Genomic DNA, 12,420 nt, shown 5'->3' with positions numbered 1-12,420 from the left:
ATAAAAAAGCCTTTGCAAATTCGCAAAGACTTCTTGTTTTATAAATATTTCTCGATTTCTTCATAAACATCCTTCAAACGAGGATTTCCTTCTCCAACAATTTCTCCATTTACAAGAACGACCGGATAAAATAAATCTTCTTCCACTACGCGCTCAGCGAATGCTTTTTTATCCGCATCTTCTTGTTCTTCTTGGAAATCAATATACTCGAAATTAAATTTATTTTCTTGTCCTTCATATTTACGACCAATTGCCGCTTGTAACCATTCAAACGTTTCTGTTGAAGATGGCATTCCGACGCAGCTCGCACAAATTACTTTCGTCCCATACACTTGAACATTAACCATTTCTTCTCCCCCACTTCTTGTCCCAACAGTATATTCAGATGTCTTATTACATAAGCACATCATTTTACAAACTTATTCCATACCCCTATACTGAAAAAACACGATACAATATTTCGACAATAAAACAAGAAGAGAAAAAATAGATTTTCCCCTCTATCTTGATTATAATAAAACTGATGAAAGGAGTCGATAAAAATGGAAAACCCACATATGCAAGAACAAGTATTAGAAGTATTAGATAAATTACGTCCATTCTTACTTCGCGATGGCGGAGACGTTGAATTAGTAGACATTGAAGAAGGTATCGTAAAACTACGCCTTATGGGTGCATGCGGAAGCTGCCCAAGTTCTACAATCACACTAAAAGCTGGTATCGAGCGCGCGTTACTTGAAGAAGTACCAGGCGTTATCGAAGTAGAACAAGTATTTTAATCTAAAAGCAGAAGCGGCTCGTTCAAAATGTGAGGGGGGATGGAGCTTCTGACATAGAGGCGCTTTTTGCCTCGGCGGAAGAAGCGAAGCCACCGAACATTTTAGCCGCTGGAGCTAGATATTAATCTAAAAGCGGAAGCGGCTCGTTCAGAATCGCCTTCTAAAAGGAGACCAAATTTGGTCTCCTTTTTTTATTCAAATCACATTTATCCGTTAACATCATAAAACAAAATTGGAAATCCTTCTCAAAAAATGCGATAATTAATACTATATAGTGAATCGTTCACACATATACAGTAAAAAAACATAGGGGGACGACAGATGCCAAAAATGGGGAACACTTTTGTAACAATTCAAGAACTAGAAAAGAAAAAAGAGTATTTATTAGGCCTTTCATCCGTTATACCAACATGGAATACAAGCTATCAATTTTTATTTAAAGAAATCCAGCAAGAATTATTGGGTAAAGTAAATGAAAAGCTCGAAAGGCATCAATTCGTTTTAAATATATGTACAGATCAACAGGTAGGGGCATAATGTATTACATAAAATTGTGGTATATAAAAAAGAGACCTCACTCGGTCTCTTTTTTATATTTTCAAGATAACCAATCTAATTTTCTAATCCCAAGCTTATCTACTGGTAAACGAAGTGAGCCATAAAAGTGCTTCATAAATTGCTCTGAGCGGTTTACATCGTGTAAAATGGCTTCTAAGCGATCTCTATATATGCTTTTTTGTTCTTCGTTTCCAGTTTGGTAATATCGTTCGACCGTTTCAAAATAGTGAAGTGGGAACAGGAGCCTTGCAAATAATAAACGCCAACCAAATGAGGACAGCGAGTAATTCCGTTCATAATCTGTAACAAATTGAACGATTGTTTGATCCCAGTCTTTCTTTTTTTCAATCATCATATAGCGAATCCATTCTGCTATATCTCGAGTTGGGTGATCATACACCCAATCAAAAGGGAGTTTGAGACGCTTCGTTTGATGCCATAATAAAGGTGTGAATCGTTCTTGGCAAATTGTCGCTGCATCCGTTAGTTGCGGCGTATCATCCATTTCTGTATCAACAACATATTGAATGGCATTTTCTGCAACTCCTAAGTAATACGGGAAGGATTCAATAAACAATTGATCGAATACGTCTATAGGGTGGTTCATCACTTGTGATTGCCAAAACTTTTCTAACTGATCGAGTCTCTTTTCCCATAACGCTTTCCATTCACCAATGCGGCTTAATTGCTCGATTTCTTCTGGAAAGAATGCACCTCGTTTATGGAATATAGAAAGTTCACTTCCTAATGACGTAGCATGTCGTTCTAACGCTCGCATACCTTTTAATAAGCAGTAATTTTGTTCTTCTATCTCACTTACATAGTAGCCGTGTATAGTTGGAACGAAAGTCGCTACAGTTATATCCCCTTGCTGGTTCATATAGTCACTGAGCTTTTTCATCTCTACAAGTACTTCTTCCTCCATTTCTCCAATTGGAACAAGTACATAAATTTTGTTGCGAATCCAAAAGCTTTTATAGGGGCCCAGGGGGATTAATTCTTTAACATGCATGTGATAATGCTCATAAATATGCTGAATCATCGCAGTCGCCACCTATGGTTTTTCTTTATATATATGAGCTTGTGCTCGCCTTTCATTCCTATGCACAGGATAAAGCAACGAAACGTATACAAATACTAAAAAGAAAAAAAGGTGATAAACATGAAAGAATCAAATCAACTACAAGAAAGAGCATTACAACTATTACAAGAACGTGGTGTAACAATTGACGATATTGCTGAACTTGTTCATTTTCTTCAAAAAAAATATCATCCAAATTTAGAGATGTCAGAATGCCGTTACAATGTAGAACGTGTACTATCAAAACGTGAAGTACAAAACGCACTGATTACTGGTATCGAGCTTGATGTCCTTGCTGAAAAGGGAATGCTAAGTGAACCGTTACAAGATATTGTAAAACGTGATGAAGGCTTATACGGAATTGATGAAGTTATCGCACTTTCTATCGTAAACGTGTACGGCTCTATCGGTTTCACGAACTTTGGATATATTGATAAATTAAAACCTGGTATTTTAGAATACTTAAATGATAAATCAACTGGAAAGGTGCATACATTCCTTGATGATATCGTTGGCGGAATCGCTGCCGCTGCTTCAAGCCGTTTAGCGCACCGAGCTGAGCACTCAGAATAATAATGTTTTCTAGGCCGTCAGTTTCATTCTGACGGCCTTTCGTATTCCATAAGCATAAATTCTCTTCCGCGGCTCAAAAAAATAATCCCTTGTTTAAATCCGATATTTTTATATAACGTAATCGCTCTTGTATTAAATGTTGCTACGCTTAATCGAAACATTTTTGCATTAAACTCTTTCCTGGCAAACGCTATTCCAGCTTGGAAGAATTCTTTCCCTATTCCCTTCCCAGTTAACGCCGGCTTCATGCCAAGTCCGATATCAATCACATCTTCTCCACCATATAAATTAGCATCTCTTCCACCTGGCACTTGTGCATTTGCTCCAAAACAAAAATAGCCGATGAGGTCTCCTTGATCGTCACAACAGCCATAATACGTTCCATCTAATAGCTCTTCTATTACTTCTTTCTCGCCTGAAAAACTATATAAACTATAAGGTTCCTCGTACGTCCACGTATTTATCTTCTTTGCTTCTTCTATCGTTAACTTATGTATATCCACTTTCTCTTTCCCCCTATTATATTTCTATTAACAATATTCGATATTCATCTTATAATTCATCTTTCTCAATATATTTTTTAAATTTATCGCTTCATTTTTATGGAAGATTTTTCTTATTATGTTACGATTAAACAGAATCATTACAAATAAGGTGGTGACAATTTGAATTACTTTTCTTATCTCTCCTCGGAAGAACGGCAAAATTTTTTCTATAAAGAACCTCTTAGTTTTTCAAAAAATATAGGGAAAGAACAACTAGCTTACGCACTAGGCGCCACACTATATACTCCTGGCACGAAAGAAACGATTGCGGAAGATATAATTAGAAAGAAACATGTGGATGCTACCTCAATTATTCTTTGTCTAGAGGACGCTATCAGCGATGAGGAAGTAAAACTTGCAGAGCAAAACATCGTCGTTCAAATACAGCAAATCGCTAACTTAGTCAGTGCCAACATACTAAATCAAGCAGACATCCCGCTTCTTTTTATTAGAGTTCGACAGCCAAGTCAACTGAAGACAATTGTTACTGAATTAGGTAGTGCTGTTCATTGTTTATGTGGTTTTGTCTTTCCAAAATTCACACCGATTAACGGAAAGACTTATATCGATCAGCTTGCATATATAAACGAGTTATACTCATTATCGCTATATGGCATGCCGATTTTAGAATCCCCCGAAATTATGTATAAGGAAACACGGGCAGAATCATTATTACAAATAAAGGATTTACTAGATTCTTATCAAGATTACATCTTAAATGTACGTATTGGTGCTACTGATTTTTCAAGTATATTTAGTATTCGGCGCAATAAATACACACCTATCTATCATATTACCGTTGTCCGTGATTGTATTTCAGACATTATTAACGTTTTCTCAAGGGCAACAAATGAATATATTATTTCAGGATGTGTATGGGAATATTTTTCTAATGATCATGAAGAAGGGCTTATTCAAGAGGTATCACTTGACCATGCAAATGGCTTAATCGGAAAGACAGTTATTCACCCATCTCATATTAAAGTTGTACAGGCAATGCACATTGTCACAATGGAAGATTATTTAGATGCGAGATCAATTTTACAAAATGCAGATACGTATAATGGAGTGCTAAAAAGCAGTTTTTCTAACAAAATGAATGAAGTAAAACCTCATTATGGCTGGGCTCGCAAAACCATTTTAAAATCTAATATTTACGGGGTGCTACATGAAAACAAACAATTCACCGATCTCCTTATTACAAACGCAAAGCAACACGTATAACGTTTTAAATAATATACAAGTCCATGTAGAAGTACATGATAATCCATATAATTTAGCGCTAGACAATCTTTTTCAAATGGCTGCGAGAATAAATAAGAAACGTAGTTTTTTATTTGTGAGTACAATCCTTGGAAAGCATCTTCCTATTAAACCTGCAGTCTCTCTATCAAGTGGAGTTGCTCTCGCTGCAAGATATTTGGAAATACTACATAATATTTCTCATCCATTTCAAAAAGAAATTTTAAATCTCATTTCATTAGAAATTGATGAAATCCCAGAGGAAGGATTTCGTTATCAATATCCTCTGCAAGAAGAAGTTGTGTTCATCGGATTCGCTGAAACAGCGACAGCACTTGGTCATTCTATGTTTCAATGCTTTCAAAATGCAAAGTATGTGCATACAACTAGGGAATCGATACCCCACCTAGAATCTGTCATTACATTTGAGGAAGAACATTCTCATGCAACATCGCACCGTTGTTATGTAGATGAAAGCTTTTTTCAAAACAACAACCCGATTGTTCTCGTAGATGATGAGATGACAACAGGAAAAACAGCATTAAATATTATTAGATCTATTCAAAATAAATTCCCACGAGAAGAATATATAATTGCTTCTTTATTAGACTGGCGTTCTCATACTAATAGAAAACAATTTAAACAATTAGAAGAAGAACTTCAAATTAAGATTCATGTTATTTCTTTATTAGAAGGCAGTATTCATACAACTGGCCAACCATTAAATATTGCAAAAACAGATATTCAAATTAAAGAAACAAAACCTGATTTCAAAAAGCATACCCTTACCTGTCCAAAATCACCCTATACATCAAATTATATAAAATATACTGGGCGATTTGGCATTTCAGCATATGAACAAAAGCACATTCATTCTTTCGCTCAAGAAGCAGGAAAAACTTTAAAAAGAGAAAGAATGGGAAAACGAACACTCTGTCTCGGAACGGGTGAATTTATGTATATCCCAATGAAAATTGCTGCTGAAATGGGTGAAAATATTTTATATCAATCTACAACAAGAAGCCCTATCCATCCTGTTTCAAATGATGTAAACTACGCCATTCATAATCATTTCTCATATCCAAGTCCTGAAAATTCTACTATTACAAATTACTTTTATAATATTTCACCTCATGATTACGATGAAGTATTTGTTTTTATTGAGCGTGATTTAGGAGAAGAAGCCCTGTTTCCTCTTCTACAGCAGTTACAAACAGTTATTCCTTTTATTCATATCGTCTCATTTTCAAATAGCATAGAAAAGGAAGGTTGATAATTATGGTAAAAGTAAATTCTCATATTAGTAGTTACAATCCAAATGATGCTATTTTTCTATTAAAAGATATTAGTGATTTAATGAAAGAAAGTTCCACGGAAACTAGAGAACAAGCAATTCAAGCTGGCACACATTATTCCGAAATGTTACCAATGGAATATAAACCATCTAAAGCGTATATGGATTTATTCTTTTCTTCCCTGCAACAATATAAACACAAACTAGCCATCGCTGTTGGAGTTGTCGCCGAACAGATTATACAAACTAAAGGAACTAACCTTGTCCTCGTTTCATTAGCTCGTGCTGGTACACCTATTGGCATTCTTATCAAACGCTACATACGCTATCAATACAACCTTGATGTACCTCACTATTGTATTTCTATTGTTCGCGGACGCGGTATTGATGAAAATGCACTCCATTATATTTTGGAACATCACCCTAAAGAAACAATTCAATTCATTGATGGGTGGACTGGAAAAGGTGCAATAAAAAAAGAATTAGAATATGCAGTACACACATTTAACGAACGAAATAATACACACATTTCTCATTGTATGGCTGTGCTTGCTGATCCCGGTTACTGTACTTCAATTTACGGTACACGTGAAGATTTTCTTATTCCTAGCGCTTGCTTAAATGCAACAGTCTCTGGACTAATTAGTCGCACTGTACTAAATGACACCTATATCGGTCCAAATGATTTTCATGGTGTTAAATATTATAAAGATCTAGAACAAGAAGACTTATCAAATTTCTTCGTTGATGAGATAACAGAGTTATTCCCTTCTGTTCATTCTCATATAGATAATCAATTACGTTATATTACTTCAACTTACACTGATCCCTCTTGGCAAGGATTAAAAGATATACAGTCTATCCAAAATCACTTTGAAATTGACGATATTAACTTAATTAAACCAGGAGTCGGTGAAACAACTCGTGTATTACTCCGGAGAATACCGTGGAAAATTTTAATACGTAAGCAAAACAATCCCGATTTAAAGCATATTTTACTTCTCGCTAAAGAAAAGAATGTCCCAATTGAAATCTATGAGAATATGGCTTATTCATGTTGCGGGCTCATTAAGCCTCTTAGGAAGGAAACAATATGATTTTCGCCAGTGATCTTGATCAGACGCTTATTTATTCCCGGAAATCGTTTCGTGCCCCTATAGAAGATGAATCAATTCAACTCATTGAAACTTTAGATGGGAAAGAAATTTCTTTCATATCACATAAAACCATTTCACTACTAAAAAAATTACAACTGCACTCACATTTCATCCCAGTTACAACAAGAGCTATTAAGCAGTTTCAGCGTATTGCTTTATTCCAAAACGAAATCATTCCCGAATACGCCATTACAAGTAACGGCGGCAATATCCTTCATAATGGGAAACAAGATGGTACTTGGAACAGGACAGTAAAAGAAAGACTATCGGTTGAATGTATAGAGAGAAACGACATACTAAAGGAATTTGGACAAATAGCTCATAAAGATTGGGTTATATCGCAAAAAACAGCTGATGATCTATTCCATTATTGCATTATTAAACGGGAGAACATTCCTTATGATGAATTATCATCCTTCACTTCCTGGTTAGACAAACAAGGCTGGAATCATTCACTTCAAGGTAGAAAGCTATACTTTGTACCAAAACCAATTAATAAATGGGACGCCGTGCAATATATAAAAGAAATTTTGCAAATAGATACGATTATTACAGCTGGGGATTCTTTACTTGATTTATGCATGCTTGAAAAGGCGAACCATGCCTTCGCACCACTTCATGGTGAGTTAGGGGCAATGCATGATAACTTACAACCCCATATTTTAAAAACAGACGCAATCGGCATATATGCCGCAGAAGAAATCGTAAATAAATCACTTCAAATTATTCACAGTTCATTACCTACCTCATGATCATCATATGCACAATTGCATACGCACCGCGGTTAAACAGATGGTACAATTTATTTGAATCGCTGTTGCTACACTTCTTGATTAGAGAAAAGGCGTTAAAACGGAAATTAGCGTCTTATCAACCTCAAGCAATTGGCACATTTTGTCATCTTAAAAGACACTCGAACGAGTGTCTTTTTTTCTATATCCAACAAGGACTTACTCATTTCAAAGTATAAATACATAAAATAATGTAAATCATGACACGCATGAATCACTTTCTAAAAGTTATAAAGTAGATTCAAAATAAAAAAGCACTCTTAACTAGAGTGCTTTTTACTTTCAAACAAGGAGGCTACATATATGGATAGTACTCTCGTATTTAACTTTGGCATTGGTATTGTTATCATTTTATTCGTCTTCTTTGTACTTTGTATGAGCGGGGTATAAAAAGGCGATTTTCGAGCGTCTTTTTATACACATACATATGTATTACTTGACTTCTATAAAAGTAGTAACCATAATAGTTACAGAAATACAAATAGCTATTCACATATCCACAAATAGGAGGAAGAAAAATGAAACATGTAATCGTTTATGCACACCCGAATACAGAAAGCTTCAACCATGCGATTTTAGAAACGGTAAAAAGTGAATTAGAAGGAAAAGGTCACGAAGTACGCGTTCGCGATCTATACGAATTAAACTTTAATCCAGTATTAGGCGCTTCCGATTTCATCTCATTTTCTCAAGGAAATACACCAGAAGATATTAAAGAAGAACAAGAACATATCTCTTGGGCTGACAGCATTACATTCATTTATCCAGTGTGGTGGGCGGGACTTCCTGCTATTTTAAAAGGATACGTTGACCGTGTATTTAGCCATGGATTTGCTTATGCTTACGGTGAAAACGGCATTGAAAAGTTATTAAGCGGTAAAAAAGGATTGTTACTATCTACAATGGGCAATACGAAAGAGGCATACACAGCAGGCGGCATGTTTGATGCAATGAAGAAAACAGCGGATGTTGGTATTTTTGAATTTACAGGTATTGAAACACTTGAGCATACATTCTATACAAGTGTCCCTTCTGTGGATGACAGTGTGCGTAAGCAATATCTTGAAGAGGTTAAAAACGTTGTGAATCGTGCATTCTAACAAAATTATATCGGCGATTTTTCAAATATATCGACTTACCGATAAAAATCAACACTAGTCACAACTGAATGTTAGCCCACACCAATCGGGCTGCCAGCAAATATCAGAAAAAAAGCTGTTCCAAAGTTTGGAACAGCTTTCTTCATTACATCTTCTCAATCCACTCCGTCAAGTTATGCACAACTTGCGTCGGTTGTACTTCGTATTCTGTTAACTTCTCCACAGTTGTGACTCCAGTGTGGACAAGAAGCGTATGCATACCAGCATTTATTCCTGCTAAAATGTCTGTATCGTAGTTATCCCCAACCATTAATGCTTCATTCTTTTCTATGCCAAGCACTTTCAAAGCTTGTTCCATAATGATTGATTCTGGTTTTCCGATAAAGATTGGATCCACACCTGTTGATACTGCTACAACTGATGTTAATGAACCATTACCTGGTAATAATCCTCGCTCAGTTGGGATGGCAATATCCCCATTTGTAGAAATAAACGTCGCGCCATTACGCACAGCAAGACACGCTTTTGCTAATTTTTCATATGTGATGTCACGATCTAAACCCACAACAACGAAATCAGGATTTTCATCCACAAGTTCAAATCCTTTTTCCACAAGTGCATCGTGTAAGCCTTCTTCACCAATCATATATACAGTTGCGTCTTGTTTACGTTCATAAATGAAGTTCGCAGTCGCCATACTCGTTGTGAATACTTGCTCTGCTTTCGCTGGAATATCGAAACGAACAAGCTTTTCTGCTACCTGTTCCGGTTTGCGAGTTGAGTTATTCGTAACGAATAAATATGGAATGCCGCGCTCTCCTAATGCTTTTACGAAGTCGCTTGCTTCTTCAATTTGTTCTTCTCCGCGATACATCGTACCGTCTAAGTCAATTAAGTAACCTTTATACATCGATTATGTCTCTCCTTCTATGCTAACGTTCTCACCTTATCATACCACTCTTATATTACCCGCTTTTCCAAAAGAAAAAAACGCTTTACCTTAAAGCGCCCCATAACGTTCATTTTTTCTCTTTTATTTGGTAAGAACAACTACAATCGCCCTCGCACATATTTGCTAGCGTTTTCACTTCTGCGTTCGTAAATAAACGCTTATACATGTCTTTTTCATCTTCACACACTTGCGGGAATCTCTCGGCAATTTCCTTTAACGGACAGTTTTGTTTTTCAATTACGAAAGATTTCTCTCCATCTCTCTTTATTTGAACCATATAACCATTTTTCTCTTGCATAGCTGCTATCTCTTGCACTTTATATGCTAAATTCTTTTGATTACTCACTCTCTTTTGTAACTGTTCTTCCATTCGCTTCGTTCTCTCTTTTAAAACGTAACGAAGTATTTTTTCATCGCCCATTCGAGCTAAATCTTCTAGCATATCAATCGCAAATTGCTTATACTCTTTCGGGAATGTATCTTCTCCCTTTTCGCTTAATCCATACAAATAAGTTGGTCTTCCGACATGTTGCCTTACCATCTTAGAATAAATGAGTCCGTCTTTCTCAAGATTACTTAAATGTCTTCGAATCGCCATTTCTGTAATCTCTAAAACGTCAGCTAGTTCCGCTACCGTGTGCTCTCCCTTTACTTTCAACAATTGTACAATCTCGTCTTTCGTAGTACGTGCTTCCCCCATACTTCACCCTTCTCCCTTTTCTTTCTCACATACAATATAAGATCCCCAAAAGGCATTCTCTGGGGATCTTATAAGCATAATTATTCTGGTACAAATGCAGATACAGGTCCTAATTCCTTTTCTAAATAACTGCGAATATTTGCTGGGTATTTCTCTACCACTGCAATATGTTTTTGAATCGTCTTATATAATTCATCATGATTCATTTGAATATAATCTTGCGTAAGCATTTTTCGAAGAAGGATAATTTCTTTCATCCCTTGTCCATCTTCTTCACTTATCACTCGCTCGTCCATTAAAATATCAATAATATCTTCATAGCTTCCTGGATCACGCATAATAAATCCATCAATCATCGCATTTCCTACATCTAATACACAATCAATAATAAGATGGGCTATGCGCTCTAATGCGTAAAATTCAAACTCGGTTTCATATATCTTTTTCTCTTGAAATGTACTTGTTGCTCGTTCTAAACATACTAGCATTTGTTCTATTTTCTTTCTGTCTACAAAATACATGAATGTCACCTACCTGGAAATTAAAGCATTTACATTTTAATTGTAACGCTTTCTTCTGAAAAAATCGACAATTTTTCGAATTCACCTTTTCTCCGTTATTTGTTATAGTTATATTTGTATGATTTTTGAAATTGGAGGAATGGAATCTTGGAACGTGAACTCGCACTAGAAATTGTCCGTGTAACAGAAGCAGCAGCCTTAGCATCCGCACAGTGGATGGGCCGCGGAAAGAAAAATGAAGCAGATGATGCAGCAACTACAGCAATGCGTGATATGTTCGATTCAGTAAACATGGCAGGTACAGTTGTAATTGGTGAAGGAGAACTTGATGAAGCACCGATGTTGTATATTGGTGAAGAACTAGGAACAGGTAACGGTCCAGAAGTAGACATCGCCGTTGATCCATTAGAAGGTACAAACATCGTTGCAAAAGGTCTTGCAAATGCAATGGCAGTTATTGCAATCGCAGACAAAGGGAACCTTCTTCATGCTCCTGATATGTACATGGAAAAAATCGCGGTTGGTCCAAAAGCAGCTGGTAAAATTAGCTTAGATGATCCAATTGAAAAAACAATTGAAATTGTAGCAGAAGCTAACAATAAAAAGATTCGTGATCTAACAGTTATCGTTCAAGAACGTGAACGTCATCAAGATATTATTGACCGTGTTCGTGCAAAAGGTGCACGCGTAAAATTATTTGGTGACGGTGATGTTGGTGCGTCAATCGCAACAGCACTACCTGGAACGGGTATCGACTTATTCGTAGGTATTGGCGGAGCTCCAGAAGGTGTTATTTCTGCAGCAGCATTAAAGTGCCTTGAAGGTGAAATGCAAGCTCGCTTAGTTCCAATGAACGAAGAAGAAGAAGCTCGTTGTCGTGAAATGGGATTAGAAGATCCTCGTCAACTTCTTATGTTAGATGACTTAGTATCTGGGGATGATGCAATCTTCTCAGCAACTGGTGTATCTGCTGGTGAGTTATTAGACGGTGTTAAATTCCTTGGCGGAGATTTAGCTGAAACATACTCTATCGTAATGCGTTACAAAACAAGAACAGTACGATTTATTAAAACACATCACCATTTAGATCATAAACCACACTTAAACTTAGATATTTAATAAAGGAG

The 12,420-nt window shown here is 36.2% G+C and carries 15 protein-coding genes; 9 read left to right on the top strand and 6 right to left on the bottom strand.

Going from position 1 to position 12,420, the window contains the following annotated elements; genetic code table 11:
- Window positions 1-38: 38 nt before the first annotated feature.
- A complete protein-coding gene (locus DN401_RS08430; protein WP_000248588.1) occupies window positions 39-347 on the bottom strand; it encodes a YuzD family protein in 309 nt (102 codons plus the stop codon).
- A gap of 195 nt (window positions 348-542) precedes the next feature.
- Between DN401_RS08430 and DN401_RS08425 the strand changes: the two genes are divergently transcribed.
- On the top strand, window positions 543-779 hold the full coding sequence (locus DN401_RS08425) for a NifU family protein (RefSeq protein WP_000431159.1): 237 nt from the start codon (window positions 543-545) through the stop codon (window positions 777-779).
- A gap of 321 nt (window positions 780-1,100) precedes the next feature.
- A complete protein-coding gene (locus DN401_RS08420) occupies window positions 1,101-1,316 on the top strand; it encodes a hypothetical protein (protein ID WP_001125507.1) in 216 nt (71 codons plus the stop codon).
- 61 nt (window positions 1,317-1,377) lie between these two features.
- Here DN401_RS08420 and yutH read toward each other — a convergent pair whose 3' ends face one another.
- Window positions 1,378-2,379, bottom strand: a complete 1,002-nt coding sequence (gene yutH, locus DN401_RS08415) for a spore coat putative kinase YutH (RefSeq protein WP_149287657.1) — start codon at window positions 2,377-2,379, stop codon at window positions 1,378-1,380.
- 120 nt (window positions 2,380-2,499) lie between these two features.
- Here yutH and DN401_RS08410 point away from each other — a divergent pair, with 120 nt between their 5' ends.
- Window positions 2,500-2,991 (top strand): phosphatidylglycerophosphatase A family protein, encoded by a 492-nt coding sequence (locus DN401_RS08410; protein WP_000665103.1) that lies wholly within the window; start codon window positions 2,500-2,502, stop codon window positions 2,989-2,991.
- Between the two features lie 23 nt (window positions 2,992-3,014).
- On the opposite strand, the gene DN401_RS08405 is transcribed toward DN401_RS08410, so the two are convergent.
- A complete protein-coding gene (locus DN401_RS08405) occupies window positions 3,015-3,494 on the bottom strand; it encodes a GNAT family N-acetyltransferase (RefSeq protein WP_000351156.1) in 480 nt (159 codons plus the stop codon).
- A 162-nt stretch (window positions 3,495-3,656) separates the two neighbouring features.
- Between DN401_RS08405 and DN401_RS08400 the strand changes: the two genes are divergently transcribed.
- The 5 genes from DN401_RS08400 (at window position 3,657) to DN401_RS08380 (ending at window position 9,120) form a co-directional block, all read left to right on the top strand.
- The gene (locus tag DN401_RS08400; RefSeq protein ID WP_098212585.1) at window positions 3,657-4,760 is read left to right on the top strand and encodes an HpcH/HpaI aldolase/citrate lyase family protein; all 1,104 of its coding nucleotides are present in this window, start codon (window positions 3,657-3,659) and stop codon (window positions 4,758-4,760) included.
- Complete coding sequence (locus DN401_RS08395; protein ID WP_000856290.1) at window positions 4,705-6,051, top strand: phosphoribosyltransferase family protein; 1,347 nt, start codon at window positions 4,705-4,707, stop codon at window positions 6,049-6,051. The genes DN401_RS08400 and DN401_RS08395 overlap by 56 nt, the downstream gene beginning before the upstream one ends.
- A 5-nt stretch (window positions 6,052-6,056) precedes the next feature.
- Window positions 6,057-7,169 carry a cysteine protease StiP family protein gene (locus DN401_RS08390; protein ID WP_000241503.1) on the top strand — a complete coding sequence of 371 codons (1,113 nt, stop codon included), beginning with the start codon at window positions 6,057-6,059 and terminating at the stop codon, window positions 7,167-7,169.
- Entirely contained in the window at window positions 7,166-7,981 is an 816-nt protein-coding gene (locus DN401_RS08385) for an HAD family hydrolase (RefSeq protein ID WP_000575375.1), read from the top strand. The genes DN401_RS08390 and DN401_RS08385 overlap by 4 nt, the downstream gene beginning before the upstream one ends.
- A 557-nt stretch (window positions 7,982-8,538) precedes the next feature.
- Window positions 8,539-9,120: an NAD(P)H-dependent oxidoreductase gene (locus DN401_RS08380; RefSeq protein WP_000683442.1), complete on the top strand. Its 582-nt coding sequence runs from the start codon at window positions 8,539-8,541 to the stop codon at window positions 9,118-9,120.
- A gap of 145 nt (window positions 9,121-9,265) precedes the next feature.
- Here the strand turns inward: DN401_RS08380 and DN401_RS08375 are convergent, their stop codons facing one another.
- The 3 genes from DN401_RS08375 to DN401_RS08365 all read right to left on the bottom strand — a co-directional run bounded on the left by DN401_RS08375 (window position 9,266) and on the right by DN401_RS08365 (window position 11,293).
- Window positions 9,266-10,030 (bottom strand): TIGR01457 family HAD-type hydrolase, encoded by a 765-nt coding sequence (locus DN401_RS08375; protein WP_000276467.1) that lies wholly within the window; start codon window positions 10,028-10,030, stop codon window positions 9,266-9,268.
- A 109-nt stretch (window positions 10,031-10,139) separates the two neighbouring features.
- Window positions 10,140-10,772: a helix-turn-helix transcriptional regulator gene (locus DN401_RS08370; protein WP_000503344.1), complete on the bottom strand. Its 633-nt coding sequence runs from the start codon at window positions 10,770-10,772 to the stop codon at window positions 10,140-10,142.
- A gap of 80 nt (window positions 10,773-10,852) precedes the next feature.
- A complete protein-coding gene (locus DN401_RS08365) occupies window positions 10,853-11,293 on the bottom strand; it encodes a DUF86 domain-containing protein (RefSeq protein WP_000274006.1) in 441 nt (146 codons plus the stop codon).
- A gap of 147 nt (window positions 11,294-11,440) precedes the next feature.
- Between DN401_RS08365 and glpX the strand changes: the two genes are divergently transcribed.
- Window positions 11,441-12,412 carry a class II fructose-bisphosphatase gene (gene glpX, locus DN401_RS08360; protein WP_000439090.1) on the top strand — a complete coding sequence of 324 codons (972 nt, stop codon included), beginning with the start codon at window positions 11,441-11,443 and terminating at the stop codon, window positions 12,410-12,412.
- Window positions 12,413-12,420 lie beyond the last annotated feature (8 nt).

This window comes from Bacillus sp. BF2-3 (assembly GCF_008368795.1).
Taxonomy (GTDB): Bacteria; Bacillota; Bacilli; order Bacillales; family Bacillaceae_G; genus Bacillus_A; species Bacillus_A cereus.
Note: the sequence above shows the minus strand (reverse complement) of the source record. Positions and strands in the feature narration are given on the sequence as shown.

What these genes read in the sequence shown, in the direction of transcription:
- DN401_RS08395 (WP_000856290.1), top strand. Translation starts at nt 4,705, where the DNA reads ATGAAAACAAACAATTCACCGATCTCCTTATTACAAACGCAAAGCAAC.
- DN401_RS08425 (WP_000431159.1), top strand. Translation starts at nt 543, where the DNA reads ATGGAAAACCCACATATGCAAGAACAAGTATTAGAAGTATTAGATAAA.
- DN401_RS08410 (WP_000665103.1), top strand. Translation starts at nt 2,500, where the DNA reads ATGAAAGAATCAAATCAACTACAAGAAAGAGCATTACAACTATTACAA.
- yutH (WP_149287657.1), bottom strand. Translation starts at nt 2,379, where the DNA reads ATGATTCAGCATATTTATGAGCATTATCACATGCATGTTAAAGAATTA.
- DN401_RS08390 (WP_000241503.1), top strand. Translation starts at nt 6,057, where the DNA reads ATGGTAAAAGTAAATTCTCATATTAGTAGTTACAATCCAAATGATGCT.
- DN401_RS08365 (WP_000274006.1), bottom strand. Translation starts at nt 11,293, where the DNA reads ATGTATTTTGTAGACAGAAAGAAAATAGAACAAATGCTAGTATGTTTA.
- DN401_RS08375 (WP_000276467.1), bottom strand. Translation starts at nt 10,030, where the DNA reads ATGTATAAAGGTTACTTAATTGACTTAGACGGTACGATGTATCGCGGA.
- DN401_RS08380 (WP_000683442.1), top strand. Translation starts at nt 8,539, where the DNA reads ATGAAACATGTAATCGTTTATGCACACCCGAATACAGAAAGCTTCAAC.
- DN401_RS08370 (WP_000503344.1), bottom strand. Translation starts at nt 10,772, where the DNA reads ATGGGGGAAGCACGTACTACGAAAGACGAGATTGTACAATTGTTGAAA.
- DN401_RS08420 (WP_001125507.1), top strand. Translation starts at nt 1,101, where the DNA reads ATGCCAAAAATGGGGAACACTTTTGTAACAATTCAAGAACTAGAAAAG.
- DN401_RS08385 (WP_000575375.1), top strand. Translation starts at nt 7,166, where the DNA reads ATGATTTTCGCCAGTGATCTTGATCAGACGCTTATTTATTCCCGGAAA.
- DN401_RS08430 (WP_000248588.1), bottom strand. Translation starts at nt 347, where the DNA reads ATGGTTAATGTTCAAGTGTATGGGACGAAAGTAATTTGTGCGAGCTGC.